The sequence below is a fragment of the Pantoea sp. X-Soil-TKNS-1211 genome (genome assembly GCF_059730495.1).
Window position 1 is genome coordinate 110,843 of the sequence record NZ_AP035953.1, and the last position, 25,871, is coordinate 136,713.

General features: G+C 54.4%; 21 protein-coding genes, 1 tRNA gene and 1 riboswitch. Of the genes, 15 read left to right on the forward strand and 7 right to left on the reverse strand.

Going from position 1 to position 25,871, the window contains the following annotated elements; translation table 11 throughout:
• Window positions 1-64 precede the first annotated feature (64 nt).
• On the forward strand, window positions 65-1,405 hold the full coding sequence (locus AC6I8W_RS00520) for an aspartate aminotransferase family protein (protein WP_497836548.1): 1,341 nt from the start codon (window positions 65-67) through the stop codon (window positions 1,403-1,405).
• 48 nt (window positions 1,406-1,453) lie between these two features.
• Here AC6I8W_RS00520 and AC6I8W_RS00525 read toward each other — a convergent pair whose 3' ends face one another.
• Window positions 1,454-2,272, reverse strand: coding sequence for a hypothetical protein (locus AC6I8W_RS00525; RefSeq protein WP_497836549.1), 819 nt, complete (start codon window positions 2,270-2,272; stop codon window positions 1,454-1,456).
• A gap of 500 nt (window positions 2,273-2,772) precedes the next feature.
• On the opposite strand from AC6I8W_RS00525, the gene sodA reads away from it, so the two are divergent.
• A complete protein-coding gene (gene sodA, locus AC6I8W_RS00530) occupies window positions 2,773-3,399 on the forward strand; it encodes a superoxide dismutase [Mn] (protein ID WP_497836550.1) in 627 nt (208 codons plus the stop codon).
• 185 nt (window positions 3,400-3,584) lie between these two features.
• Window positions 3,585-4,553 (forward strand): VirK/YbjX family protein, encoded by a 969-nt coding sequence (locus AC6I8W_RS00535; protein ID WP_497836551.1) that lies wholly within the window; start codon window positions 3,585-3,587, stop codon window positions 4,551-4,553.
• 4 nt (window positions 4,554-4,557) lie between these two features.
• On the opposite strand, the gene AC6I8W_RS00540 is transcribed toward AC6I8W_RS00535, so the two are convergent.
• The 5 genes from AC6I8W_RS00540 to AC6I8W_RS00560 all read right to left on the reverse strand — a co-directional run bounded on the left by AC6I8W_RS00540 (window position 4,558) and on the right by AC6I8W_RS00560 (window position 9,969).
• Window positions 4,558-4,920 carry a YibL family ribosome-associated protein gene (locus tag AC6I8W_RS00540; protein ID WP_497836552.1) on the reverse strand — a complete coding sequence of 121 codons (363 nt, stop codon included), beginning with the start codon at window positions 4,918-4,920 and terminating at the stop codon, window positions 4,558-4,560.
• 123 nt (window positions 4,921-5,043) lie between these two features.
• Window positions 5,044-5,589 carry a mannitol operon repressor MtlR gene (gene mtlR, locus AC6I8W_RS00545; RefSeq protein WP_480367028.1) on the reverse strand — a complete coding sequence of 182 codons (546 nt, stop codon included), beginning with the start codon at window positions 5,587-5,589 and terminating at the stop codon, window positions 5,044-5,046.
• Between the two features lie 45 nt (window positions 5,590-5,634).
• The gene (gene mtlD / locus AC6I8W_RS00550) at window positions 5,635-6,783 is read right to left on the reverse strand and encodes a mannitol-1-phosphate 5-dehydrogenase (RefSeq protein WP_497836553.1); all 1,149 of its coding nucleotides are present in this window, start codon (window positions 6,781-6,783) and stop codon (window positions 5,635-5,637) included.
• A 92-nt stretch (window positions 6,784-6,875) separates the two neighbouring features.
• Complete coding sequence (locus AC6I8W_RS00555) at window positions 6,876-8,810, reverse strand: PTS mannitol transporter subunit IICBA (RefSeq protein WP_497836554.1); 1,935 nt, start codon at window positions 8,808-8,810, stop codon at window positions 6,876-6,878.
• A 445-nt stretch (window positions 8,811-9,255) separates the two neighbouring features.
• Window positions 9,256-9,969 carry a DUF3053 domain-containing protein gene (locus tag AC6I8W_RS00560; protein WP_497836555.1) on the reverse strand — a complete coding sequence of 238 codons (714 nt, stop codon included), beginning with the start codon at window positions 9,967-9,969 and terminating at the stop codon, window positions 9,256-9,258.
• 379 nt (window positions 9,970-10,348) lie between these two features.
• Window positions 10,349-10,443: riboswitch (guanidine-I (ykkC/yxkD leader) on the forward strand.
• A 61-nt stretch (window positions 10,444-10,504) separates the two neighbouring features.
• On the opposite strand from AC6I8W_RS00560, the gene AC6I8W_RS00565 reads away from it, so the two are divergent.
• The 7 genes from AC6I8W_RS00565 (at window position 10,505) to AC6I8W_RS00595 (ending at window position 18,746) form a co-directional block, all read left to right on the forward strand.
• Complete coding sequence (locus tag AC6I8W_RS00565; RefSeq protein WP_497836556.1) at window positions 10,505-11,563, forward strand: putative urea ABC transporter substrate-binding protein; 1,059 nt, start codon at window positions 10,505-10,507, stop codon at window positions 11,561-11,563.
• 15 nt (window positions 11,564-11,578) lie between these two features.
• Complete coding sequence (locus AC6I8W_RS00570; RefSeq protein ID WP_497836557.1) at window positions 11,579-12,391, forward strand: ABC transporter permease; 813 nt, start codon at window positions 11,579-11,581, stop codon at window positions 12,389-12,391.
• A gap of 10 nt (window positions 12,392-12,401) precedes the next feature.
• A complete protein-coding gene (locus AC6I8W_RS00575) occupies window positions 12,402-13,163 on the forward strand; it encodes an ABC transporter ATP-binding protein (protein WP_497836558.1) in 762 nt (253 codons plus the stop codon).
• Between the two features lie 11 nt (window positions 13,164-13,174).
• A complete protein-coding gene (locus AC6I8W_RS00580; protein ID WP_497838078.1) occupies window positions 13,175-13,885 on the forward strand; it encodes an urea amidolyase associated protein UAAP1 in 711 nt (236 codons plus the stop codon).
• On the forward strand, window positions 13,885-14,520 hold the full coding sequence (locus AC6I8W_RS00585) for an urea amidolyase associated protein UAAP2 (RefSeq protein ID WP_497836559.1): 636 nt from the start codon (window positions 13,885-13,887) through the stop codon (window positions 14,518-14,520). The genes AC6I8W_RS00580 and AC6I8W_RS00585 overlap by 1 nt, the downstream gene beginning before the upstream one ends.
• A gap of 79 nt (window positions 14,521-14,599) precedes the next feature.
• Entirely contained in the window at window positions 14,600-18,199 is a 3,600-nt protein-coding gene (gene uca, locus AC6I8W_RS00590; RefSeq protein ID WP_497836560.1) for an urea carboxylase, read from the forward strand.
• 250 nt (window positions 18,200-18,449) lie between these two features.
• Window positions 18,450-18,746 carry an HTH-type transcriptional regulator gene (locus AC6I8W_RS00595; RefSeq protein WP_497836561.1) on the forward strand — a complete coding sequence of 99 codons (297 nt, stop codon included), beginning with the start codon at window positions 18,450-18,452 and terminating at the stop codon, window positions 18,744-18,746.
• Window positions 18,747-19,513: 767 nt separating this feature from the next.
• Here AC6I8W_RS00595 and AC6I8W_RS00600 read toward each other — a convergent pair.
• Window positions 19,514-20,104, reverse strand: a complete 591-nt coding sequence (locus AC6I8W_RS00600; RefSeq protein ID WP_497838079.1) for an HD domain-containing protein — start codon at window positions 20,102-20,104, stop codon at window positions 19,514-19,516.
• A 62-nt stretch (window positions 20,105-20,166) separates the two neighbouring features.
• Between AC6I8W_RS00600 and AC6I8W_RS00605 the strand changes: the two genes are divergently transcribed.
• From AC6I8W_RS00605 to dppA, 5 genes are all read left to right on the forward strand, one after another.
• Entirely contained in the window at window positions 20,167-20,631 is a 465-nt protein-coding gene (locus AC6I8W_RS00605) for a MarR family winged helix-turn-helix transcriptional regulator (protein WP_013507300.1), read from the forward strand.
• Between the two features lie 85 nt (window positions 20,632-20,716).
• Window positions 20,717-21,145 (forward strand): organic hydroperoxide resistance protein, encoded by a 429-nt coding sequence (locus tag AC6I8W_RS00610; protein WP_480367046.1) that lies wholly within the window; start codon window positions 20,717-20,719, stop codon window positions 21,143-21,145.
• Between the two features lie 309 nt (window positions 21,146-21,454).
• The gene (eptB, locus tag AC6I8W_RS00615) at window positions 21,455-23,149 is read left to right on the forward strand and encodes a kdo(2)-lipid A phosphoethanolamine 7''-transferase (protein ID WP_497836562.1); all 1,695 of its coding nucleotides are present in this window, start codon (window positions 21,455-21,457) and stop codon (window positions 23,147-23,149) included.
• 125 nt (window positions 23,150-23,274) lie between these two features.
• Window positions 23,275-23,351: transfer RNA gene (locus tag AC6I8W_RS00620), tRNA-Pro, on the forward strand.
• A 752-nt stretch (window positions 23,352-24,103) separates the two neighbouring features.
• Window positions 24,104-25,714, forward strand: a complete 1,611-nt coding sequence (gene dppA / locus AC6I8W_RS00625; protein ID WP_497836563.1) for a dipeptide ABC transporter periplasmic-binding protein DppA — start codon at window positions 24,104-24,106, stop codon at window positions 25,712-25,714.
• Window positions 25,715-25,871: the final 157 nt, after the last annotated feature.

Consider the following 25,871-nt stretch of genomic DNA (forward strand, 5'->3'; position numbering starts at 1 on the left):
CCGGCATGATATCAGCAGACGGTTATTACGCATGCACCCCTTTCACCTCGCAACGGGAGTTATCATGGCTACACGTTCCACCATCATGGATACCAACAGTTTTCGTGCTGAGCACGCCGACGGTCTGGACGCCGATACGCGCAAACTGACGGATAAACGCAGCAAAGTGCTGGGCGAGTCATATCGCCTGTTCTACCGTAAGCCGGTGCATCTGGTGCGCGGTGAAGGGCAGTATCTGTGGGACGCCGCAGGTAACAAATATCTGGATGTGTACAACAACGTGGCGAGCATTGGCCATTGCCACCCGGCGGTGATTGAGGCGGTGAATCAGCAGATGAAGATGCTGAACACCCACACCCGTTATCTGCACGAACGTATCCTGGATTACAGCGAAGAACTGCTGGCGACCACGCCGGATGCCATCGACCGCGCGATGTATATGTGTACCGGTTCGGAGGCCAATGACCTGGCGATCCGCGTAGCGCGCGCCTTTAGCGGTGGCACCGGTATTATCGTGTCGCAGGAAGCCTATCACGGCACCAGCGAGTTGACGTCTGGCGCTTCACCGGCGTTGGGCACTGGCCAGCCGTTGGCTCCGACGACGCGTCTGGTGCCGCCGCCGGATCATTACCGCGTCAATGCGCCGGATTTGGGCGAGTGGTTTGCCAACGAAATCCAAAAGCAGATCGATGACATGAAGGCGCACGGTATCAAGTTCGCCGGTTTCCTCGCCGACTCGATTTTCTCCTCTGATGGCGTACTGCCGAACCCGCCTGGCTTCCTGCAAAAAGCGGTGGATGTGGTGCATGCCAACGGCGGTATCTTTATTGCTGACGAAGTACAGCCGGGCTTTGCCCGTACCGGTGATGCCTTTTGGGGCTTTGCCCGTCACGGTGTGGTGCCGGATGTCGTCACCACCGGTAAGCCGATGGGTAACGGTATTCCGGTCTCCGGCCTGCTGGCGAAAAGCGATGTGCTGGCAGCGTTCAGCGACGAGATCCCTTACTTCAACACTTTCGGCGGCAACCCGGTAGCGATGGCGGCGGCGCAGGCGGTGCTGAAAGTGATCAAGGAAGAGGGCTTGCAGGAACACAGCCGCGTGGTGGGTGCCAGGTTGCAGGCTGAGCTGGCAAAACTGATGGACCGCCACGAAGCGATCGGTGATGTGCGCGGTGCTGGCCTGTTTATTGGTTTTGAACTGGTCGCCGATCGCAGCAGCAAAACCCCGGACAAGGCGCTGGCGTTGGATTTAATCGAGAAGTTGCGTGACCACCACGTGCTGACTTCGGTAGCCGGTCCTTACGGTAACGTGTTGAAACTGCGTCCGCCATTGGCGTTCCAGGAGAGCGATATAGACTGGCTGGTCGGTGCGCTGGATAAATCGTTGACCGAGCTGGGCCGGTAAAGTTAAAGGTGCGCAATGTGTGCATTGCGCACCTTTAGGTGATTGATTTCATAGCTTAAATGCTAATAAGGAATTAATCATTTCATCAATTTTTTTAAAAGAAGACTGAAAATAGTTATGCCATTTTCTTGCTGTGTTCGGGCCAAAATCGGATTTTTTTTTCATTCTTTTGCCGATGTCATTTTTATATCCTTTTAAATGCTGGATTTCATCCGTTAACCGATCAACAATTTTCCTCATGCCATCTATATTTTGCGGTGAAAAATCCCCGGAGCGGGCGTTTTCTATAATCAGATTGTTAAATGATGTTGCGATTTTCTCTCCCTTCGAAATCGCTGTGTTTAGTGAATGAAAAAAATAACTTTTTATGCCTTCAGAGCCAGCGGCCGCTTTCAATTGCATATAATTATCAAATAAAATTGCTCTTACGGATTCTCTGAAGTTGGTGGCAACGGCGAAAATGCTATGAGGCTCAATGATTAAATTATCAGAGAAGATTTCACCCTTACTAGTTACGACATTTACTTCAATAGTTGTCATATTATCTAATTGATCCCATGCTGAGTTTCTGAATGATGCGTTGTCAGATACCGCACGGTTTATTAGATCCTTTTCAGGATGTTGTACAGCCTCAGAGACTGCGGTGCTGGATGCTAACCGGGACGAAATAGCAAACGCCATGGTTCCCAGCAAAAACATTCCGGCTAATATCCGGGCGGTTCGGCATACTGTGCGGGAAGACATTCCTGTTGAAACATTACCTACCTTAGTTATATCATTTGTTAATAGTGGTTTATCGCTTTTGTTCGTTATATCAGTGATGGTTAATTGGTATGGATTGGAGTTTCCATGGATAGAATTAATCATAAAATACAACCTCGTGTTTTTATTGTTTGGTGGTAATGATCAGAAACGAATATCATGGTCGATTTATTGATATAGATTAACTTTTTATGCAATTAATATTGTTATGAACTTATCAGGATAATTGTGGCTTCTATTTTCATGAGGGCTGATATGATTCGCAAAAATCATAAAAGAGACTTCTTCAGGATGACGAGATTTTTTTCACATTCAACCTGGAATATATCCTGAAATATTATGGATTTTTTGATGTAAAAACCTTTCCACTGAAGTGGACTCAGCGATCTCATAAGGCTGGTGTGCCAGATCTGCTTAACAATTCACCTGTAGCTGCAAGCCACCTCGCCTTCTGTGCGCACCTTTTGCTAAATTCATCAAACCCTTATCATTACTAAGGCATTGATAACCCTTTTCCGGATCATGAATTTAACTATAATGATCCAACTGCTTACGCGGCACGCCAGCGAGGTTGTGCTGCTCAAACACTAATGGAGAGGAAGAACATGAATTATTCACTGCCATCCCTGCCTTACGACTACGACGCACTGGAACCGCATTTCGACAAGCAGACGATGGAAATCCATCACTCTAAACACCACCAGACCTACGTGAACAACGCCAATGCGGCGCTGGAATCTCTGAAAGGTACTGAATTCGACGGTATTCCGGTTGAAGAGCTGATCGCTAAACTGGACAAACTGCCCGCAGACAAAAAAGGCCCGCTGCGTAATAACGCCGGTGGTCACGCGAACCACAGCCTGTTCTGGAAAGGTCTGAAAATCGGCACCACCTTGCAGGGTGAACTGAAAGCTGCGATTGAGAAAGATTTCGGCAGCGTAGAAAAATTCCAGGAAGAGTTTGAGAAAGCCGCTACCACCCGTTTTGGCTCTGGCTGGGCGTGGCTGGTGAAAAAAGGCGACAAACTGGCGGTGGTTTCTACTGCTAACCAGGACAGCCCGCTGATGGGCGAAGCGATCTCTGGCGCTTCTGGCTTCCCGATCATTGGTCTGGATGTGTGGGAACACGCTTACTACCTGAAATATCAGAACAAACGTCCTGATTACATCAAAGCGTTTTGGAACGTTGTGAACTGGGACGAAGCAGCAGCGCGTTTCGCATCTGCTAAGTAAGCCGTCGGCTTTCTGAACGACAGCAACCAACCGGTGGACAGGTTCCGCCGGTTTTTTTTAAACCAATTCTAAACAAGCCATTTATTCCCTCCCGTTAAACCCTAAGCCGCTAACTTATTAACCTGTCGTTGATAATTTGGGGCATATAGTTGCGCCAGTTTTTCCTGCAAAGCAAAAAAATAATTATGTCTATGCTAACAACTTCGGCAACGAATAATGATTCGTCTGCATCGCTGTTTTTTCAGTTAATAACTGGAAAGTTTGTGCCAAATAAATTGTGGTGCAGCAAGAATTTCCGGTTTAAATTTGCTTTAAGATCGCTGGTTTACCCTGTTACGACACATCATTACCTGAATCAGCTGGCTGCGCTACCGCAGCTGCCGCAAATGCTGACGGTACAAGGGTTGCTGCCTGCCAAACCGCATCGTCCCTATCTGTGCGCTGGTTTTAGCGTGGCGCAGCGCGCGCAGGCTATTCTTGACCATTACCACCTGATGGCCGGTCTGGAAAACACCACCCTGCGTCAGTTGCTGCAAGGTCCGGGCGACAATTTACTGGCCGGCTTTAAAGGTAAGAATGATGAATCATTCGTGATTCACTGTTGTCCAGGTCGCTTTGACCGTGAAGGTGAAATTACGCTGGAGCTGCGTTATGAAGAGCAATTGATCGCATCATTGTCATTCTCTATTTTTAATGAGAACCAACAAAGAAGCTTATTAATTGGTGGATTACAGGGGCCGCGAAAACATATTTCCAATGATGTGATTCGTGATGCCACCAAAGCCGCGCACGGTTTATTTCCGAAACGTCTGTTGATGGAAGCCGTCTTTATTCTGGCACAGCAGTGTGGCGTACAGGCGATTAGCGCGGTGGGGGATACCACCCATGTATTCCGCAGCCTGCGCTACCGGCACAGCAAAGGCGAGCACTTCTTTGCCAGCTACAGTGAATTCTGGCAGTCATTAGGCGGTGAAGTGCGGGCAGATGGCGTATTTAACTTACCGTTGCAGATGGCGCGTAAATCGCTGGACGAGATTGCCAGCAAAAAGCGCGCGGAATATCGCCGTCGTTATGAATTGCTGGATAACCTGACGCAGCAGGTGTTGCAGGCAGCAGGCGTGGCAGGGGTACGCGACGTGTCGCACGCCGCGTAAGCAATCAGAACGGCTGCTTCGCGTAGCCGGTCATCACCTGCAGACCCATTTCACGCCCCAGCGCGGTCATCGGGTGTACCACCACCAGGCCGCGCACGCTTTTCTTCAGCGCACCCATATTGGCCTGCTCTTTTTTGGTGATCTCACGGCTGAACGGCAGCTTCTGGAGCTGCTGTGCTTCTTTGCTCAGCTTCTCGTCACGCACGCCACGCAGGCGTTCGATTTCAACCACCAGCACTTCTTTCTCTTTCAGCAGCTCACCGAGTTTTTCGGCATCACCGGCTTCCAGCAACTGTGGCTCTTTACGGTTCAGGGCATCCAGCTGATCGCTCAGGCGTTTGATCTCAGCTTTTTCTTGTTCTTTCATCGGGAAAACTCGTTAAGGAAAACAGGGAAAGGATACACCATAACGATACGGCTGTTGCGCGATAAATCGCGCCGCTACGGATTTTCGCGCTGTAGCGGCGCGATTTATCGCGCAGTTTTTACCTCAAACCGCAGGCTTTTTAAACGCCTGCTTATGGGAAATCCGGGAAATCAGTTCAGTGAGTGACAGCACCATTGTCGAACGTACCATCTGCAAATAACGCTGCTGCTGCATGGCACGCAGCTCGTCGTCATCACGGGTAAAGTCGGGTTTTGGCGGCCAGGCCGCTACACAGTGCAACTCACCAAAAGGGCCGAGGATCTCGTCGTCGGTAAAACGATACTCGTTGGTATCGTGGTTCAACTCTTCGCGCAGCGCCAACAGCAGCTCACAATCTTCATATTCGTGGCGATTGATCACGCCAAGACCGTAGATCAGCTTCAGTCGTACCGACATCTCACCGAGCGGGCCGTTGCCCAGCAGCAACGGCTCTACGGCGTACTTGACGGCGTAATCATCCTTGCGGAAAACCTGCAAAACCAGCAGGTTAACCGCTTCGGTCAACAGCTCAACGGCGGCGATCAGGAAGCTTCTCACCGAACGACCGGCGTTCAGGCGCTCAAGCACCCGGTTTTCAAAAGCTTGCTTCTCTTCCATTATTGCCTGCATCGTTCAGCTACCGCCGTCTGGCGTGATGAGTCTAAGTGGCGCGCATTATGCCATAGCGTTGTAAGCGCTCACCACTGAGGTGACCACTTCGCTGTTGGCATCCAGCCCGGAGATCTGCGCCAGCGTTGCCTGTGGGCCTTTTTCCGCCAGCAGGGCTTCCAGCTCCTGTGCTTGCGGGTCCTGTGCGCTGCGATAATGCATCGCGGCGGCAATGCCCTGCACCAGGTTGGCGTGCGGCAGTTGATACTCCAGCGTACCCAGCGTTGGTTTGATTAAGCGATCGCCCGCGCTCAGTTTACGCAGCGGCTGACGACCCACACGCTCCACGTCATCTTTCAGATAGGGGTTTTCAAAACGACTGAGGATTTTCTGAATATAGGCGGCGTGTTTATCTGCCTCGAAACCATAGCGCTTGATCAGCACTGCGCCGCTTTCTTCCATCGCCCCCTGCACTACAGCACGGATTTTCTGATCCAGAATGGCGTCGCGGATGGTGGCGTGACCGGCCAACTGGCCGAGATAGGCAGTGATGGCGTGGCCGGTATTAAGGGTAAACAGCTTACGCTCGACAAACGCCATCAGGTTATCGGTCAGTTCCATACCGGGGATGTTTGGCAACTCGCCTTTGAACTGGGTTTTATCGACGATCCACTCGCTAAAGGTTTCCACCGTCACTTCCAGTGGATCGTTGCTGCCCGCTTCAGACGGCGGCACGATGCGGTCGACAGCAGAATCGACAAAGCCAACGTGCTCCTCAACCCAGGCGTGGTATTGCTGTGGCAGCGCGTTCAGCACGTGCTGTTTCAACTGGCTGGTGCCGCGCACCATATTCTCACAGGCAATGATATTCAGCGGACGGACATTACCGTTATCGCGGCGGTAGGCCAGACCCTTGGCGACGCCACCGGCGATGCGCTCCAGAATCTGTGGACCAACCGCCGTGGTAACGATATCAACCTCAGCAATCAGCGCCACGATGTCATCGCTGGTGCTGTTCACGGCGCTGACGCCTTTGACAATCTCAACTTTCGCCTGCTCGCCAACCACATGAACCGGATACTCATGACGGGCGTTAAGGGCATCAAGAACCACCTGATTCACATCCGCAAATACCAGCTCGATCCCGGCATCTGCCAGCAGCTTACCGATAAAACCACGGCCGATGTTACCTGCTCCAAAATGTAACGCTTTCATAATTTGACCCATATCAAATGACGATGGGGCGGGCATGTCCGCCCCGGAAAGTGGGGACGGGCATACCCGCCCCAGGGAATTTAACGATTTGTTCAGGCGGTAGTTTTGCTACCAGACAGCAAATCCAGCACGTCTTGCACGTTGGTGGTATTCGCCAGCTTCTCAATCACGCTCTCGTCGTCCAGTGCGTTAGTCAGGCTGGTGATGACCTGGATGTGTTCGTTATTGCGCGCAGCGATACCGATCACCAGGCGAGCCACTTCGTCAGACTCTTCACCGAACTGCACACCCGCTGGATACTGGCAGAACACCACGCCAGTTTTCAACACGCGATCCTTCGCTTCCACCGTGCCGTGCGGTACGGCAATCGACTCACCGAGGTAAGTAGGGGTCAGCTTTTCACGCTCCAGCATCGCATCCACGTATTCCGGCTGTACGTAGCCGCCTTTTACCAGTTGTTCACCAGCAAAGCGAATCGCCTGCTCTTTGTTGCCGGCGCTCAGACCGAGGAACACGTTGTCAGCACCCAGTTTGAACAGATGGGCGTTACCGGCGTCGAAGCTGTCAGCCAGCGTGGTCTGCACGGTTTCGCGGTGAGCTTCGCTGCGGTTCGCCGCCACCAGACGCTCGGTCAGGTTGGTGTACAAGGCGCTGTCGAGGAAGTTGTTCAGCGAAATATGCTGGGCCTGCGGTGCCTGACGCATCGCGCGTTCAGTCAGGTCGCGATGGGTAATCACCAGGTCCACATCACCCGGCAGGGCGTTGATGGCGCTGTTGGTCACCGAAATATTACTCAGACCGGCATCCTGAACTTTCTTACGCAGCACGCCCGCACCCATCGCACTGGAACCCATACCGGCGTCACAGGCCACGATGATTTTACGCACGTGATTCAGGTCAACGCTCATCGCATCACCGGCAACCGGCGCACCCGCTACGCCCTGGCCTTTGGACTGTGCTTTCATGTCCTGCATACGTTTGGTGGCCGCTTCAATGTCGTCCTCATCTTTCACTTTGCTGGTTTTCAGCAAGATAGAAGAGATGACAAAGGAGACAGCAAACGCAGCGATGATCGCGGTCACGTTCGCAAAGTAAGCGCCTTTTGGCGTCATCGCCAGCACCGCCAGGATGGAACCCGGAGAAGCCGGAGAAACCAGGCCGCCGTGCAGTACGGTCAGGGTGAACACACCAGTCATACCACCGAGGATAACCGCCAGCAGCAGACGCGGTGCCATCAACACGTACGGGAAGTAAATTTCGTGGATACCACCAAGGAAGTGGATGATGGCGGCACCACCGGCAGATTGTTTGGCGCTACCGCGACCAAAAATCATATACGCCACCAGCACGCCCATACCCGGGCCTGGGTTAGCTTCGATCAGGAAGAAGATCGATTTACCCACTTCGCTCGCCTGCTGGATACCCAGCGGAGAGAAGATACCGTGGTTGATGGCGTTGTTGAGGAACAGGATTTTCGCCGGTTCAACAAAGATCGAGGTCAGCGGCAGCAGGTTGTTCTGCACCATCAGGTTCACACCTGCGGCGAGAATATGGGACAGACCTTCCACCAACGGACCGATACCGATAAACGCCAGCAGCGCCAGCAGCATACCGATGATACCGGCTGAGAAGTTGTTAACCAGCATCTCGAAGCCGCTTTTGATCTTGCCATCAACGGCGCGGTCAAAATGTTTGATCGCCCAGCCGCCCAGTGGACCGGCAATCATGGAGCCGAGGAACATCGGCATATCCGCACCGACAATCACACCCATGGTGGTGATGGCGCCGACCACGCCACCACGATCGCCGCCCACCAGACGACCACCGGTGAAACCGATCAACAACGGCAACAGGTAGGTAATCATCGGGCCAACGAGTTTCGCCAGCGTCGCGTTAGGAATCCATCCGGTTGGAATGAACAGTGCAGTGATGATACCCCAGGCGATAAACGCACCGATGTTAGGCATCACCATATTACTCAGAAAGCGACCAAAGCTCTGAACTTTGACCTTCACTGATGAGGACATAAACCCACCCCTTATTGAGACGCGCTGCAATAAGAGAGCGCGTTTGTTTTTGTTAAGACGTTACGGCGGGGGCCGTGGCATTACTGTATGCAGGCGGACTCTAGCACTAGTTTATGACACTGCGTAGCGGGCGAAAAAAGTGTGATGTATATCACGCTAAATTGGGGTGGTCAGGGTGGTATTGAGTGATGTAGATCACAAAAAACCAGTGTAAGAAAAGTACGGTGCTGAATATTTAGACAAATCAGAGGCGTAAATGTGATGACAATCACTTTTTTACTGGTGTGGTTTGTTTCATAAATGTGATGAAGATCACAAACAATCTTTGGTCGAAAATGCGCCAGATCACACTATGCCTGGGCTGGGCGGATCAGAAAAGCAGGATGTAAGGAAGTGACAAAAGTCTGAAAAGCGGGTAAGCCATGATTACCCGCCTGAGAAATTACTAAAAACCGCTCTGAACGGTATTCTGCGCCTGGGTCAATGCCTGGGCATTGCCGGAGAGGGTGCTCATCAACGTGTTGTACTGCGTGGCCTGATCTTGAGTGGGGAATTGCACGCCGCCATCATTGAAGGTTACGCGCGTTCCCTGCGATTGCAGATAATCACCGGTCTGGACGGCGGCCTGACTCAACGCCTGCAACTGTGGCAGTAACGGAATCAGGGTGCTGGACGGCTGGGTGACCACTTTGGCAAAGACGCTGTCATAGACTTTTTTCAGGTCATCCGGCTGTTTCAGCGCGGCATGGCTGCTGTCAGCCTGCATTTTGGCGCTCTGAATTTGCTGCGTTAGCACACTCAGATTGCCACTGGCCTGGCGCAGCGTATCCCGACGCGTCAGGTAATCCTGCGGGGTGCGAATCGCTGCCAGCTCGTCGACTACCGGGCGCATACCCTGCTCAACCGCCTGGTTCACCTGCTGGGAGAAGCCATACAGAATGGCGTAATCACTCGCGTAGTTGCCGAAAGTTTGCTTCTGGTTTTCGCTCAGGCTGGGCAAATGCTCGCCGCTACGCATCACCGTGTTCTGAAGAAAATCAGTAAAGGCTTTACGCTGATCGCCCTCTTTGTCGCCACAGGCGGTAAGTTGCAGCACGGCAAGCAGCGTGATGATCAGCATGCCACTACGCATCCAGATGCGGGAAATTCCTGACGCCATATTTAACTCCTGTAAGTCACCTAATGGCAGATTTCAATTCGATGGGAAAGGTCCTAAAGGATAGAACAATGGCCTGGTGCGCACAACGGGCGGGGTAAGCTAAAAACTGCGCGATAAATCGTGCTGCTACAAATATGTGCACAGAACCGTAGCGGCGCAATTTATTGCGCGGGATTTTGCATGGCTGGCCGTCGATACGCCAACGCCTGCAACATCCTGGTGCGAGCCTGCTGCATCGCTGTGCATCTTCACGCTGTTCAGGCGTAGTTATTTATCAATAATGTATATATTTCAATCGCATAAAATATTGGCACTTTTTTTGCCTCACTATAGCCAGATGCAGGAGCGATAGCGGGTAACCGATGTCGCCAGACAATTTGCAATGGGTCACTAGGGTTCCGATCGCGAGATGCTGGTCCGAGAGTGACCGACCGTCCTCTGACGGTTACACGGCGGGATAAAAGCCCGGGAGGAAAGCGAGATCGTTACTCGCCGCCTCCTGCTTTATTCGTCCGCTAACGTCAGAGGAACCACCATGATCAAAGCCTGCCTTCGTTTGCTGTTGCTTTGCACCATCGCGCTGTTCAGCGTTAACACGCTGGCTGCCGCGAAACCCTCCTTTAAGATTTGCTGGTCCATCTATGCAGGCTGGATGCCGTGGGATTACGCCCAACAAAACGGCATCGTGAAAAAATGGGCCGATAAATACGGCATCGACATCCAGTTTGTGCAGGTCAACGACTACATCGAGTCGGTCAACCAATACACCGCAGGCGGCTTTGATGGCTGCACCATGACTAACATGGATGCGCTGACCATTCCGGCTACCGGTGGCGTTGACAGTACTGCGTTGATCGTCGGCGACTACTCCAACGGTAACGACGGTATCCTGCTGAAAGGTGCGGATAGCGTGGCGGCGTTGAAAGGGAAACCGATCAACCTGGTGCAGCTGTCGGTGTCGCATTACCTGCTGGCACGTGCTCTGGAAAAATCCGGTATGAGCGAGAAAGACGTCAAGGTGGTCAACACCGCCGATGCCGATCTGGTGGCAGCGTTTGGCACACCGGACGTGGGTTCGATTGTCACCTGGAACCCGCTGCTGGCGGAGGCCGAAAAAGTGCCGAACAGCCATCTGGTCTTCTCCTCGGCGCAGATTCCGGGCGAAATCCTCGACCTGCTGGTGGTCAACACCAACACCCTGAAGAAATACCCACAGTTGGGCAAAGCGCTGACCGGTGCCTGGTATGAAACCCTGAAAACCATGTCTGGCCCGGGTGCCACCGCCGTTGCTGCGCGCACACAAATGGCGCAGGCCTCTGGCACCGATCTGGCCGGATTCGACCAGCAGCTGGCGGCGACCCACCTGTTCAGCGATGCCAAAACCACCCTCGATTTCGTCGATAGCCCGCAACTGAAAGCCACCATGCAGTTGGTCGCTGAGTTCTCCTTCAAACACGGTTTGTTGGGAGAGGCTGCGCCAAGCGCGGATGTGGTTGGCGTGGAGACACCAGCCGGTAATTGGGGTAACGCGGGCAATATCAAACTGCGTTTTACCGATGCGTACACCAAACTGGCGGCCGCAGGCCAGCTGTAAGCGGGGGCAAATCCGATGCGTAAACTGATTAACTACCAACCGCTGCCGATGGGCCGCCTGTTGCTCGGTGTGCTGCCGTTACTGGCGGTGCTGCTGGTCTATCTGTTCGCGTCGGATGCGCGTTTAAGCCTGAATGCGGCGGATAAGCTGCTGCCGGGTTTTAACGCGATGGGCGACGCCATCAACCGCATGGCATTTCAGCCCAGTCCGCGTACCGGCGAATATCTGCTGTGGACCGATACCGCCGCCAGTCTGATACGTCTGCTGAGCGGCGTGCTGATCAGCGCCATGCTGGCGCTGGCGCTTGGTCTGTTTACCGGCGCGCTGCCGGTGGTGCGCGCGGTGCTGGCTCCGCTGGTGACGTTGTTCGCGCTGGTGCCACCGTTGGCGATTCTGCCGATTCTGTTTATCTGCTTTGGTCTGGGGGAAGTGTCGAAAGTAGTGCTGATTGTTATCGGCATCACCCCGCTGATTGCACGCGATTTACAACTCCAGGTGGAGAAAATCCCGCGTGAACAACTGGTGAAAGCGCAGACGCTGGGCGGCCACAGCGCGCAGATTTTGTGGCGGGTGATTCTGCCACAGCTGATGCCGCGCCTGTTTGATGCGGTACGCCTGTCACTCAGCTCGGCGTGGCTGTTCCTGATCGCCGCAGAAGCCATCGTTGCCACCGAAGGACTCGGTTATCGCATCTTCCTGATGCGTCGCTATCTGGCGATGGACGTGATTTTGCCATACGTCGCCTGGATCACCCTGCTGGCCTTTGCCCTCGACCTGCTGCTGCGGCTGATTAGCCGTCGCTGCTGGCCGTGGTACTACGCCAAATAAGGAGTGCAGCATGCCCTTACTGCAACTGAAAAATCTTGAGAAGCACTACGGCCAGCAGGTGGTGCTGGAACGTCTGAACATCAGCGTGGAACAGGGGGAGTTTGTCGCGATTGTCGGCGCGTCCGGCTGCGGCAAAACCACCTTCCTCAACATGCTGCTCGGCACTGAAGCACCGACCAGGGGGCAATTGCTGTTGGATGGGGAACCCATCCCCGATGAACCTGATGCCCACCGTGGCGTGGTGTTTCAGCGTTACTCGGTGTTTCCGCATCTGACGGTGCTCGGCAACGTGATGCTGGCGGAAGAGTTCAGCACCGCACGCTGGCTGGGCCGCGTTTGGGGACGGAAGCGCCAGGCGATTCAGCAGCGTGCGCAAGCGATGCTGGCGCAGGTCGGTCTTGAACATGCGCAAAGCAAATATCCACACCAGCTGTCCGGCGGTATGCAGCAGCGCCTGGCGCTGGCGCAGGCGTTGATGAAGCAGCCACGTATCCTGCTGCTGGATGAACCCTTTGGTGCACTCGATCCCGGTATCCGTAGTGAGATGCATCAGTTGATCACCCAACTGTGGCAGCAGCACGGTCTGACCATCTTTATGATCACCCATGATCTCAAAGAGGGCTTCAGCCTCGCCTCGCGCCTGCTGGTGTTCGACAAACTGCGCCACGATCCGCACGCGCCGGAAGCCTGGGGCGCAACCATTACTTACGACCTGCCGCTCGATCGGCAGCGACCTGCTGATGCAGCGCTGCCGGAATCGCAGGTTGCCTGAAGGAGAGAATGATGACGACCTCATATCAAACCCAATTACCGGCCGGTAGCCACTGGTCGTTTGTGATGCGCAGCGGTAGCGCATTGACCCTCACCGATGTGGAAGGGGGCGCAAATGTTGGCATGTTGTTCTACAACCCGGAAAACCTGCTGGAGCGCTATAACGCACCGGACACCCTCAAGTGCCAGCACACCTTTCGCCTGACCGCCGGGCACTGTCTCTATTCCGACATGGGGCGCATTTTTTGCGGCATCGAAGCCGATAGCTTCGGCTGGCACGAGAGCGTGTGCGGCACGCTGAATGCGCAGCAAACTGCCGCGTTATTTGGAACCCGCGATTATCAGCAGGCACGTAACAAGCGCCATCAGAACGGCTACGACAGTTTCCTCGTCGAGCTGGCGAAATACGGTCTCGGCAAGCGGGATATGGCGGCCTGCATTAACTTTTTCGCTCAGGTACGCGCCGATGACAACGGCACGCTGCAACGCGAGCAGCAGGGCGCGGCGGGTGCTGAGGTCCGGCTGCGGTTTGCGATGGATACGCTGGTGCTGCTGCATACCTGCCCGCACCCGCTGACGCCAGCCGGTGATTATCCGCGCCAGCCGTTGGGATTGCAGATCGATGCACAACGTGCGCCGTTGCCGGAGATTTGCCTGCAACGCGAGGAAAACCAGCGCGGTCTGCGCAATAACGCCCTTTATCAATTGCAGGGAGAGTGGTGATGATCAAAGAAAGTTTACTCAATCTGGCTGAGGCGCATTTTCAACAGCAGATTGGTGCCGGGGATTACTGGTTGCACCGCATCGAGCAGGGCCAGACGTTGCGCATCACCGATCTGGAAGGCAATCAGGCAGCGGATACGCTGTTCTTCAATGCTGACGATACCGCCGAGCGCTACAGCATGAGCGACACGTTGCGCGGCCAGCACAACGTGTTCCTTACCGCGGGCAGCGTGCTGCGTTCCAATGATGATCGCCCGATGTTGACCATCGTCGCCGATACCTGTGGCCGTCATGACACCCTTGGCGGTGCCTGCGCTACCGAGAGCAACACGGTGCGCTATGACCTTGAAAAGCGTCATATGCACGCCTGCCGTGACAGTTGGATGCTGGCGGTAGCGGAGCACCCGGAATACGGCCTGACGCGCCGCGATATCACCCACAACATCAACTTTTTCATGAACGTGCCGGTAACGCACGAGGGTGGGCTGACCTTTGCTGATGGCATCTCTGCTCCGGGTAAATATGTTGAGCTGGTGGCGCAGATGAATATCCTGGTGCTGATCTCTAACTGCCCGCAGCTCAACAACCCCTGCAACGGTTACAACCCAACGCCGATTTTAGTCAGCGTGTGGTGATCCTCTGACGCAACGGGACGACCCGTTATCAGCCGTCAATGCCAGCGCAGGACGACCTGCCTGAAAGAGAGTAGAAGTCATGATTGAGCGTGTATTGATTGCCAACCGTGGCGCGATTGCGGTGCGCATTATCCGCACCTTACAAGCGATGAATATTAAGGCGATCGCGGTGTATGCCGAAGCCGATCGTCATGCGCGTCATGTGCGGCTGGCGGATGAAGCCTGGTCGCTGGGCGCGGGCCAGGTGCGCGACACCTATCTGAACCAGGAGAAGTTGCTGACGATTGCCGCCGAGAGCGGCGCACAGGCGCTGCATCCGGGTTACGGTTTCCTCAGTGAAAACCCCGATTTTGTTAACCGCTGCGAGGCTGCTGGCCTGCATTTCCTCGGGCCAAACGCGCAGCAGATGGCAGCGTTTGGTCTGAAGCATCGCGCCCGTACCCTGGCGCAGGAAAATAATGTGCCGCTGCTGCCGGGCAGTGGGTTGCTGACCTCGCTGGAGCAGGCGCAGTCTGCCGCCACCGATATTGGCTATCCGGTGATGCTGAAAAGCACTGCGGGCGGCGGCGGCATTGGTATGCAGCGTTGCGATGATGCGCAGCAGTTGGCCGATGCCTTTACCCGCGTAAAACGTCTGGCTGGCAACAATTTCGCCGACGATGGCGTATTTTTAGAGAAATTTATCGCCCGGGCGCGGCATATTGAAGTGCAGATCTTTGGCGATGGTGCCGGCGAGGTGATCGCGCTGGGCGAGCGTGACTGCTCGGCACAGCGCCGTAACCAGAAAGTGATGGAAGAGACCCCGGCACCGGGCTTGAGTGACGCGGTACGCGCGGAATTGCAGGCGACAGCGGTGCGGCTGGGGCGTGCGGTGCAGTACCGCAGCGCCGGGACAGTGGAATACGTTTATGACGAGGGTAGCCAGCAGTTCTGGTTCCTGGAAGTGAACACCCGTTTGCAGGTGGAACATGGTGTCACCGAGATGGTGTACGGCGTGGATCTGGTCCGCTGGATGGTGCAGTTGGCACAGCAAACGTTGCCACCGCTCGCCAGTTTGCAGCCGGTGGCTGACGGCCACGCCATTCAGGTGCGGCTGTATGCCGAAGATCCGGCGAAGCAGTTCCAGCCAAGTGCCGGTTTGCTCAGCCATGTCGTGTTCCCTGACCAATTGGCAAACGCTACGCTGCGTGTCGACAGCAGCGTTGAGAGTGGCATGGAGGTTTCACCGTTCTACGATCCGATGTTGGCGAAGGTGATTGTGCATGGCGCAGATCGTGACCAGGCGCTGACCGGACTGGCGCAGGCGCTAAATGCGACGGAATTGTACGGTATCGAAACTAACCTGCTGTGGCTGCGCCATTTGCTGACTCTTGCGGAAGTACAGCTTGGGCGCATCATCACCGCCACACTTGGCGGCGTGCAGTGGCAGCCGCCGACGCTGGATATTATTAGCGGCGGCACCCTGACTACGGTGCAGGATGCGCCGGGGCGCACCGGCTACTGGCATGTTGGCGTCCCGCCTTCCGGCCCATTTGACAGCCGTGCCTTCCAACTGGGTAACCGCCTGCTGGGCAATGATCCTCAGGCGGCGGGACTGGAAATCACCCTGCGCGGTCCGACCTTACGTTTCAACCAACGCTGTAGTTTTGTCCTGACCGGTGCTGTGCTTGCGGCGCAGCTCGATCAGCAACCCGTCGCGATGAACCAGATTATCAGCGCGCAGGCTGGGCAAACCCTGACGCTGGGCGAGGTAAGCGACGGCAGCCGCAGCTACCTGTTGCTGGCCGGTGGGCTGGATACGCCACGCTACCTCGGTAGCCGCAGCACCTTTACGCTGGGAAAATTTGGTGGTCATGCCGGGCGTGCGCTGCGGGCGGGCGATGTGCTGCATCTGGCGGCTCCGGTTGAATTGCCACAGACGCAGCTGCCGCAGGCGTTGTTGCCTGAGATGAGTGGCCACTGGCAGCTCCGGGTGATTTACGGACCACACGGTGCACCGACGTTCTTTACCGACAACGATATCCGTGAATTTTTCGCCGCCGAGTGGCAGGTGCACTACAACTCCAGCCGCACTGGCATTCGCCTTATCGGACCGAAACCCACCTGGGCGCGTAGTGATGGCGGTGAGGCGGGGATGCATCCTTCCAATATCCACGACAATGCCTATGCCTTTGGCACTGTCGATTTTACCGGGGATATGCCGGTGATCCTCGGCCCGGATGGTCCATCACTTGGCGGGTTTGTGTGTCCAGCCACCGTGATCGAGGCCGATCTGTGGAAACTCGGTCAGTTGAAAGCGGGGGATCGGGTGCAGTTTCTGCCGATCGATCTGGCGAGTGCCGATCAACTGGCGCAGGCGCAGCGTGAAGAGATCGCCAGTCTGCAACCGCGACCGTTAACGGTAAGCGCAGCGCTGCCCCTGATTGATCCAGTGCTGCACCAACATGCAGCAAGCGGAGAACTGCCATCGCTCTGCGTGCGCGCTGCTGGCGATCGTTTCCTGTTGGTGGAGTATGGCGATCTTCTGTTAGATATCGCGCTGCGTTTTCGTGTCCATGCGTTGATGCAGTGGCTGGAAGCCCATCCGCTGCCGGGTCAGCTGGAATTGACGCCGGGCATCCGCTCCTTACAGGTTCATTATGATGCGCAGCTTTGTTCAAGAAGTGAGCTTCTGGCGCACATTTTGCACGCTGATAATGTACTGGGAACCTTAGCTGATGCCGCCGTGCCATCGCGCACCGTGTGGCTGCCGCTCAGCTGGGATGATGAAGCCTGCCGTATCGCGATCCAACGCTACAGCCAGTCAGTCCGCCCTAATGCGCCCTGGTGTCCGAGCAACATCGAATTTATCCGTCGTATCAACGGCCTGGAGAGCGTTGAGGCGGTGAAAGAGATTCTGTTCAGTGCTGCGTATCTGGTGATGGGGCTGGGCGATGTGTATCTCGGCGCACCGGTAGCGACTCCGCTCGATCCGCGTCATCGCTTAGTGACCACTAAATATAATCCGGCGCGTACCTGGACGGCGGAGAACTCGGTGGGTATTGGGGGGGCCTATCTGTGCGTATACGGCATGGAAGGACCGGGTGGTTATCAGTTTGTCGGACGCACCTTGCAGATGTGGAACCGTGACCGCCAAACGTCAGCGTTTACTCAACCCTGGCTGCTCCGCTTCTTCGACCAGATCCGTTTCTATCCGGTAAGCGCCGACGAGCTGCTACAGATTCGTGAGCGTTTTCCGTGGGGGGATTACCCGTTGCGGATGGAAGAGGGTGAATTCCGCCTTGCCGATTATCAGGCGCTGCTGACACAGCAGGCCACGGAGATTGACCACTTCCAGCAGCAGCGCCAGCAGGCATTCGATAGCGAGCTGGCACGCTGGCGTGCCGAAGGGCAGTTTACCTTTGACAGCCAGCTGCCGGAGTCAGATCAGGAAGAGGCCAGCATTCCCGCCGATTGCTGTGGCGTGGAGAGTCAGGTGGCAGGCAGCGTGTGGCAGTGGCTGGTGGCACCAGGCAGTGACATTGAAGCGGGAGCTACCGTCGGTATTCTCGAGTCAATGAAGATGGAAATCCCGATCGTCGCGCCGGTTAGCGGAAAAATCCATAGTCTGCAACGGCAGGCCGGGCAGCAAGTACAGGCAGGACAGTTACTTATGGTGATTGAACCTGCTGCGGTATAAGAAAGATTAAAAAATACTCAGGAATAAAGCAGCAAAGCCGGGGATCTGACCCATACTTAGAGACCCGGCCTATTGTTGCATTGCTCTGACATCTTTTCGCAGTGTGCAACAGGCTGTGTCCCGTAACGGTTTGATAAAAACTCTTCTTAAACCGCTGCGGGATGCAGCCTGAACTGGCCGGTTTCAGCGTCTGCGGACGCTTTACCTCTCTACTTTCACGTGATTCATAGTGAGTTTTAAGGAGTTCTCTATGGAAATAAAAGATCCAATGGTCGAGTTACTTAGTAGTCTTGAGCAGATTGTTTTGACACGTGATGCACAGCCTTCTGTATCTGAAATCGCCCTTTCTAAGGCGTCAGTTCCCGAGCCACAGCGTTTACGAGAGATGACCGGCATGCAGGTTGATGAATTTGCCCGCGTGATGGGGGTGAGCGTCTCTTCAGTGAAAAGCTGGGAGGCGCAACGCACGCGCCCTTCCGCTACGGCACGTAAATTGATGAAGCTGTTGCAGGCCAATCCCTATCTGGGTCGACAACTACTTGAGTAAACACCGACTATTCGGTTCTGACCCGCCTTGATGGCGGGTTTTTTTTGTATGCACCGGGGTGGTTTCGTTTGCATTGAGGTGGTTTCGTTCGCCTTAGGCTGATGTAGTTGCAGTTCGCCGGTGCGGCGACCGAGCAAAGGGCGCCTGGCCGCGCCCTCTGCACTCCCGTGCCTCGCGCCAGCCTCTTTTTTTGCGCGATAAATCGCGCCGCTACAACTCAACGCCGCCTTTCGCCGCATCCATGCGGCTCATCCTGGCAGCATTCATTCGCTCAGCGAGTCCGGATGGCGCCCCACCCGCCGCTGCACGCCTTTTACTAATCTGTTTTTTTCTTTTCGCTTTTATTTTTTGTTTTTTATTTTTTGTTTTTTCTGCGGTCTTGCAGACGGTGGGGTGGGCGGCATCCGCAGCGCCGAGCGCAGAGGGAAGGCCAGGCCGAGCCGCATGGATGCGGCGAGAGAGCGGAATGAGCCAGGGATGGCGAATCCGCGCGTGCCGTACGGCCTGAGTGATAAGCGAGGGCACAGCGCTATGCGCTGCGCGAGGACGCCGCAGGGCGCGGATTGCAAAGGTCCGCGCCCTCGGACCTTTGCCCGTCCGCCTGTACGTTACGGCTGAAACTGCTTAATGCCTGGCGGGCGGAACCTTCTCAAAGCCAGACCGCTGCTGGCCTGGCGGGCGGAACCTTCTCAGAGCCAGACTGCTGCTGGCCTGGCGGGCGGAACCTTCTCAGAGCTAAACCGCTGCTGGCGGCAGCAGGCGGAACATCACGCCACCCCATACTTAGCAGCCTGCTTCACAAACCAACTCTCCGGCACGCTGTGCGGCGGCTGCGCCAACTGGGCTAACCCCTGCCGAATAATGCTATCCGCCTGCTGCCACAGATGTTTATCCCCTTCATCTAACAGCTGAATTTGTATCTGTTTTTCCACCAGATAAACCCGGGCGAAGTTAGCGTCGAATTGCACAATGGCGCGGGTATTATCGATGATGTCCGCCAGCTTGATGGTTTGCGCCTCGGGCGACGCCTGCGCGGTATGGCGGAAGTGCGCAAGCTTACGTGCAGCACGGTTTTTCGCCTGCGGCTGGGCGCTATCGGTGAGCATATCCACCAGTTGAGCTACGCGTGGGCCGAAGCGGCTGGCGATGTCCTCAAGGGTGCTGGCTGTGTCTTCCACCGTGTCGTGTAGCCAGGCTGCCGCCAGCATCGCTTCGTCATCAGTGACACTACGTACCAGCTCGACCACGGCTGCCGGATGGACGATATACGGCTCATCAGTGTATTTGCGACGCTGTCCGGCTTCGGCATGGGCCTGGGTGGCATAGCGACGCGCCTGATCTTCCAGTGAATTCCGCATCATTGTCTGCTCCGGGAAAAAGTAGCTTGCAATTGTCTAGTGCACTATCTATATTGAATTGCATGAACAGTAACCAAGATGACAAAAAAGTGTCGCAGACGCCACTCAAGCTGGATCAGCATCTCTGTTTCGCCCTCTACTCGGCGAACCTCGCGATGCACAAGGTCTATCGTCAGCTGCTGGGGCAGCTGGAAATCACCTATCCGCAATATCTGGTGATGCTGGTGCTGTGGACTCAGGATGATGTGACGGTTTCGGAGATCGGCGAGCAGCTGTTTCTCGATTCCGCTACGTTGACGCCGTTGTTGAAACGGCTGGAAAGCGCCGGGTTGTTGCGCCGCGCGCGTTCGCGTCAGGATGAACGTCAGGTTGTCGTGACCCTGACCGATGAGGGAAGGGCGTTACGCCAGAAAGCAGAATCCATTCCGGAAGCGATCAAATGCGCTGCGGCTTGTGATGATGAGACGCTGCTGGCGCTGAAAAACCAGTTGGATGATCTACGCGATAATTTGAATCGCGCGAAGTAATTAACGGCGGGTGCGCTGCACCCGTGTAGTCTCAAGGTGTGCTAAATAAGTAGCACGCGATAAAATAGCGAATAGTGAGGTTATCATGTCTTTAGAGAAAGTTGTTTACACTGCAAAAGCTAAAGCCACCGGTGGTCGTGATGGCCGTGCCGTCTCTTCTGATGGCGTGCTGGATGTGAAACTGGGTGTGCCAAAAGAGATGGGCGGCGCGGGCGGCGAAGTGACTAACCCGGAGCAGCTGTTTGCCGCCGGTTATTCTGCCTGCTTCCTCGGTGCGATGAAGTTTGTTGCTGCCCGCGATAAGTTCGCGATTGCGAAAGATGCGTGGATTGAAGGTGAAGTGGGTATCGGCCCGATCCCGAACGGTTTCGGTATCGAAGCGAAACTGAATATCCACCTGCCGGGGATGGATGCCGCTGAAGCGCAGAAACTGGTCGACGCTGCACATATCGTCTGCCCTTACTCTAATGCCACCCGTGGCAATATCGATGTGACGCTGAATATCATTAACTAAACCTGCCTGCATTGATACGTAGCGGCGCGATTTATCGCGCTGATTTTAAAAGGGCGCCGCTACGAAATGTGTCCTTTTTTGATTTGAGCAAAAAATGCGCAACCCGAACCAATAACCAGATTTGTCTGGTCACACCTCTTAACACATGTTTTACTGAGCCACTTCGCAAAATCGCTATGCCCTCGGTTCAGATTCCTCCCGAACAGTTATTTGCATCACGCTTTTCTGCGGCAAAAGCGAACTCTATTGTCTTTACACAGTCCCACTTTAGGGTTAAAGCTCCGACACCAGCCGGGAAAAAAGAAATTCATGAATTATATTAGAACTTTAACGCAGCAGAAGCTGTCACTGCTGCTCGCGTTGTATCTCGGTATCTTATTGAATTTACCGATTTTCTATCGCCGTTTTGACGGCTTTCTGACGAAATCCTCACTGACAAATTGGGCCTCTGCGCTGGCTGAAGTGGTCGCTGCTGTGTTGCTAACCTTCTTCCTGATGCGGCTGCTGTCGCTTGGTGGAAAATGGGTTTATCGCATGCTGTCCAGCCTGCTGGTGGTGATTTCGGTCGCTGCCGCCTATTACATGGCATTCTTTAATGTCGTGATTGGCTACGGCATTGTCGCCTCGGTCATGACCACCGATGTGGATCTGTCCAAAGAGGTGATTGGCCTGCATTTCGTGTTGTGGATGGTGCTGGTCAGCGCCTTGCCACTGATGATGATTTGGCGCAATAACCTAAGCAAAACATTGATTGAGCAGCTAAAAACTCCAGGTCAGCGCCTCAAGCCAACCCTGATTCTGTTGTTGAGCGTGGCGCTGGTGTGGCTGCCGATCCGCTATTTCGACAAGCTGCAAAAAGCCAACGAAGAGATAACCAATATCGATCTGCCAAGCTATGGTGGTGTGGTGGCGCACTCTTATCTACCATCGAACTGGATTGCCGCGTTGGGGCTGTTTGCCTGGACCAAACTGGATGAAAAGGTGGATAGCCAGGAGTTGTTGGACCCGGCGAAAAAGTTCACTTACGTGGCCCCGGCAGGTATTGATGATACCTACGTGGTGTTTGTGATTGGCGAAACTACACGCTGGGACCATATGGGTCTGTTGGGGTATCAGCGCGATACCACGCCAAAACTCTCGAAAGAGAAGAACCTGGTGGCGTTCCGCGGCGAGTCTTGCGATACCGCCACCAAGCTGTCGCTACGCTGCATGTTCGTGCGTGAAGGCGGCACAATGGATAATCCTGGACGCACCCTGAAAGAACAGAACATTTTTGCCGTGCTGAAAGAGTTGGGTTTCACCTCCGAGTTGTTCGCCATGCAGAGTGAAGTGTGGTTCTACGATAACGCCGATGTGAATAACTTCTCTTTCCGCGAACAAATTGGCTCTGAGAAGCGTAACCAGGGTAAACCGGTGGACGATATGCTGCTGGTGCCGGAATTACAGGCATCGCTGGAACGTTATCCGCAAGGAAAGCATTTGGTGGTGCTGCATACCAAAGGTTCGCACTATCTGTATTCGCAGCGTTATCCGCGCAGTTTCGCCCGCTACCAGCCGGAGTGTATGGGGGTGGATGAAACCTGTAGCAAAGCGCAGTTGATTAACGCTTATGACAACTCGATTTTATACGTCGATACCATGCTCGATAGCGTGTTTGATCAGCTGCGTGATAAGAAGGCGATCGTGTTTTATGCCGCCGATCATGGTGAATCGATCAGCGAGAATATGCATCTGCACGGCACCCCGCGTGAGATGGCGCCACCGGAGCAGTTCCGGGTGCCGATGATGGTTTGGGCTTCGGATAAGTATCTGGCCGATGCTGGCAATCGCAGCAATTTCGAGCGGTTACAGGCGCAGCAGCGTGTCGGCAAGATACATCGTCATGTCGAGTTGTTTGACACCATTCTTGGCTGCCTGGGCTATAGTTCGCCGGATGGTGGTATCAACGCGGCGAATAACTGGTGTCAGGCACCGGCGGCAACGCCTGCGGCCAAATCGCTGTAATTTTTTCCTGGAACTTATTGAGCAGCAGAGGCTTTTTCTCTGCTGTCTGCTTTCCAGGCGATCGCATGGATTTGCACAAAAAGGGATTGACGCTCCCGGAGCTGCGCAGTAAGATGCGCCCCCATCGGTGAGTGGCGCAGCCTGGTAGCGCACTTCGTTCGGGACGAAGGGGTCGGAGGTTCGAATCCTCTCTCACCGACCAAATTTAAGAAACCTGCTTGTAAAAGCAGGTTTTTTTTCGTCTGCATTATCCGTAGCGGCGCGATTTATCGCGCGGTTTTTTCCGGCGTCGTACACAAAATTGCGCGATAAATCGCGCCGTTACGGCCTGGTGTGGCCCAGGATTAAGCTTTAAAAGTTAACAATTCACCCCTTACGTCCGGCGATCGCTCATTAGTCGTCATTATTCCTGTTCACGGCTATCAATCCCTTGCCACTTCTCAGCCCGCAGCTTAATTCGCGACACATTCTTCTTATGACCGCTTTTTGCTTTTTGCTGATTTCTTATGCCATTAGTGCAGCATATTTCGCTGCCTGAACGTCATAGCGCACGGGGAATCGTTCATATATTCAACATTTACCGGTAATATTTGTATGTTTTTTAGCGGTGATAATCACTGTCATTTGGCTATGTAGCCAGATAATCACTCGGCATAGCGCGCTTTATCACCTTTTTAAATATTGGCTTACCGGTTGAAGGGTGTTTTTTATCGTTGCTTGCGGTTACTCACACTCTCTGTAAATAACCCCACCTTGTATTGACGTTCTTTGCAACTGTTGACAAATTGATGCGTCAATAGATGCAGAGTCCGACGCGTCTGGCAGATTCCACGGTGCCAGCGCAACAAAAACAACGACTCGCATTTTGGTCACAAAAGTGACTTGCCTGAACCGCAAAAAAAAATCAGAGGTCAGGCGCAACGCACACAACATCACATCACAATGGAGCAAAACATGATCAACTCCCTGGCTAAATCCAGGATGCTGAAGGTCGGTCTGAGCCTGATTGCTATGACCGTTGCCGCGGGTGTCCAGGCGAAAACCCTCGTTTACTGTTCAGAAGGTTCGCCGGAAGGCTTTAACCCTCAGCTGTTCACCTCTGGTACGACCTACGATGCCAGCTCCGTACCGATCTACAACCGTCTGGTTGAATTCAAAATCGGCACCACAGAAGTGGAACCGGGCCTGGCCGAAAAGTGGGATGTGAGCGCTGACGGCAAAACCTATACCTTCCATCTGCGCAAAGGCGTGAAGTGGCAAACCACCAAAGACTTCAAACCGACGCGTAACTTCAACGCTGATGACGTGATTTTCTCCTTCGAGCGTCAGCTCGATAAAAACAACAAGTACCACGGCGTTTCTGGCGGCAGCTACGAGTACTTCGAAGGCATGGACATGCCGAACCTTATCAGCAAAATCGAGAAAGTGGACGATAACACCGTGCGCTTCGTGCTGACACGTCCGGAATCTCCGTTCCTGGCTGACCTCGGGATGGACTTCGCTTCTATCCTGTCGAAAGAGTACGCTGACAACATGCTGAAAGCCGGTACGCCGGAAAAAGTGGACCTGAACCCAGTGGGTACTGGCCCGTTCCAGCTGCTGCAATACCAGAAAGACTCGCGCATCCTTTACAAAGCGAACCCGGACTACTGGGGCACCAAGCCGAAGATCGACCGCTTAGTCTTCTCTATCACGCCAGATGCTTCCGTGCGTTACGCCAAGTTGCAGAAAGGCGAATGCCAGGTGATGCCGTACCCGAACCCGGCTGACATCGCCAGCATGAAGAAAGACAAAAACATCAATCTGATGGAACAACCGGGTCTGAACGTCGGCTACCTGTCGTTCAACACCGAGAAAAAACCGTTGGATAACGTGAAAGTGCGTCAGGCACTGACCATGGCGGTGAACAAGAAAGCCATCATCGATGCGGTTTATCAGGGTGCTGGCCAGGCTGCGAAAAACCTGATCCCACCGACCATGTGGGGTTACAATGACGCGGTGCAGGATTACCCGTATGATCCGGCCAAAGCCAAAGAGCTGCTGAAAGAAGCAGGTCTGCCGGATGGTTTCTCTATCGACCTGTGGGCGATGCCGGTACAGCGTCCATACAACCCGAACGCCCGTCGTATGGCGGAAATGGTTCAGGCAGACTGGGCGAAAATCGGTGTGAAAGCCAACATCGTGACCTACGAGTGGGGCGAGTATCTGAAACGCGCCAAAGCGGGTGAGCATCAGACGGTAATGATGGGCTGGACCGGTGACAATGGGGATCCGGATAACTTCTTCGCTACCCTGTTCAGCTGTGCAGCGGCGAAAGACGGTTCTAACTATTCACGTTGGTGTTACAAGCCGTTTGAAGATCAGATTCAGCCAGCGCGTGCTGAAGCCGATCACAACAAACGTATTGAATACTACAAACAGGCACAGGTGATTATGCATGACCAGGCTCCGGCACTGATCATTGCCCACTCGACTGTGTATGAGCCAGTCAGCAAGAAAGTGACCGGCTATGTGGTTGACCCGTTAGGTAAACATCACTTCGAAAACGTCGATATCCAGGAATAACCTTTCGGATTATGGCGGTCAGGGCCGACGCCGTCGGCCCTCGGGCGGCTTCTTCGCCGCCCGCACTCCGCACTTTTTTTCCGGCTAATTTCTTTTTATTGAAGCGCTTCTGGCGTCGCGTTCGGCTATGTGTCGGATGCATGTTTTGAGCAATGTA

Bases quoted from the DNA above. Each gene is read 5' to 3' on its own strand.
- AC6I8W_RS00520 (WP_497836548.1), top strand. From the start codon at position 65: ATGGCTACACGTTCCACCATCATGGATACCAACAGTTTTCGTGCTGAG.
- AC6I8W_RS00525 (WP_497836549.1), bottom strand. From the start codon at position 2,272: ATGATTAATTCTATCCATGGAAACTCCAATCCATACCAATTAACCATC.
- sodA (WP_497836550.1), top strand. From the start codon at position 2,773: ATGAATTATTCACTGCCATCCCTGCCTTACGACTACGACGCACTGGAA.
- AC6I8W_RS00535 (WP_497836551.1), top strand. From the start codon at position 3,585: ATGTCTATGCTAACAACTTCGGCAACGAATAATGATTCGTCTGCATCG.
- AC6I8W_RS00540 (WP_497836552.1), bottom strand. From the start codon at position 4,920: ATGAAAGAACAAGAAAAAGCTGAGATCAAACGCCTGAGCGATCAGCTG.
- mtlR (WP_480367028.1), bottom strand. From the start codon at position 5,589: ATGCAGGCAATAATGGAAGAGAAGCAAGCTTTTGAAAACCGGGTGCTT.
- mtlD (WP_497836553.1), bottom strand. From the start codon at position 6,783: ATGAAAGCGTTACATTTTGGAGCAGGTAACATCGGCCGTGGTTTTATC.
- AC6I8W_RS00555 (WP_497836554.1), bottom strand. From the start codon at position 8,810: ATGTCCTCATCAGTGAAGGTCAAAGTTCAGAGCTTTGGTCGCTTTCTG.
- AC6I8W_RS00560 (WP_497836555.1), bottom strand. From the start codon at position 9,969: ATGGCGTCAGGAATTTCCCGCATCTGGATGCGTAGTGGCATGCTGATC.
- AC6I8W_RS00565 (WP_497836556.1), top strand. From the start codon at position 10,505: ATGATCAAAGCCTGCCTTCGTTTGCTGTTGCTTTGCACCATCGCGCTG.
- AC6I8W_RS00570 (WP_497836557.1), top strand. From the start codon at position 11,579: ATGCGTAAACTGATTAACTACCAACCGCTGCCGATGGGCCGCCTGTTG.
- AC6I8W_RS00575 (WP_497836558.1), top strand. From the start codon at position 12,402: ATGCCCTTACTGCAACTGAAAAATCTTGAGAAGCACTACGGCCAGCAG.
- AC6I8W_RS00580 (WP_497838078.1), top strand. From the start codon at position 13,175: ATGACGACCTCATATCAAACCCAATTACCGGCCGGTAGCCACTGGTCG.
- AC6I8W_RS00585 (WP_497836559.1), top strand. From the start codon at position 13,885: ATGATCAAAGAAAGTTTACTCAATCTGGCTGAGGCGCATTTTCAACAG.
- uca (WP_497836560.1), top strand. From the start codon at position 14,600: ATGATTGAGCGTGTATTGATTGCCAACCGTGGCGCGATTGCGGTGCGC.
- AC6I8W_RS00595 (WP_497836561.1), top strand. From the start codon at position 18,450: ATGGAAATAAAAGATCCAATGGTCGAGTTACTTAGTAGTCTTGAGCAG.
- AC6I8W_RS00600 (WP_497838079.1), bottom strand. From the start codon at position 20,104: ATGCGGAATTCACTGGAAGATCAGGCGCGTCGCTATGCCACCCAGGCC.
- AC6I8W_RS00605 (WP_013507300.1), top strand. From the start codon at position 20,167: ATGAACAGTAACCAAGATGACAAAAAAGTGTCGCAGACGCCACTCAAG.
- AC6I8W_RS00610 (WP_480367046.1), top strand. From the start codon at position 20,717: ATGTCTTTAGAGAAAGTTGTTTACACTGCAAAAGCTAAAGCCACCGGT.
- eptB (WP_497836562.1), top strand. From the start codon at position 21,455: ATGAATTATATTAGAACTTTAACGCAGCAGAAGCTGTCACTGCTGCTC.
- dppA (WP_497836563.1), top strand. From the start codon at position 24,104: ATGATCAACTCCCTGGCTAAATCCAGGATGCTGAAGGTCGGTCTGAGC.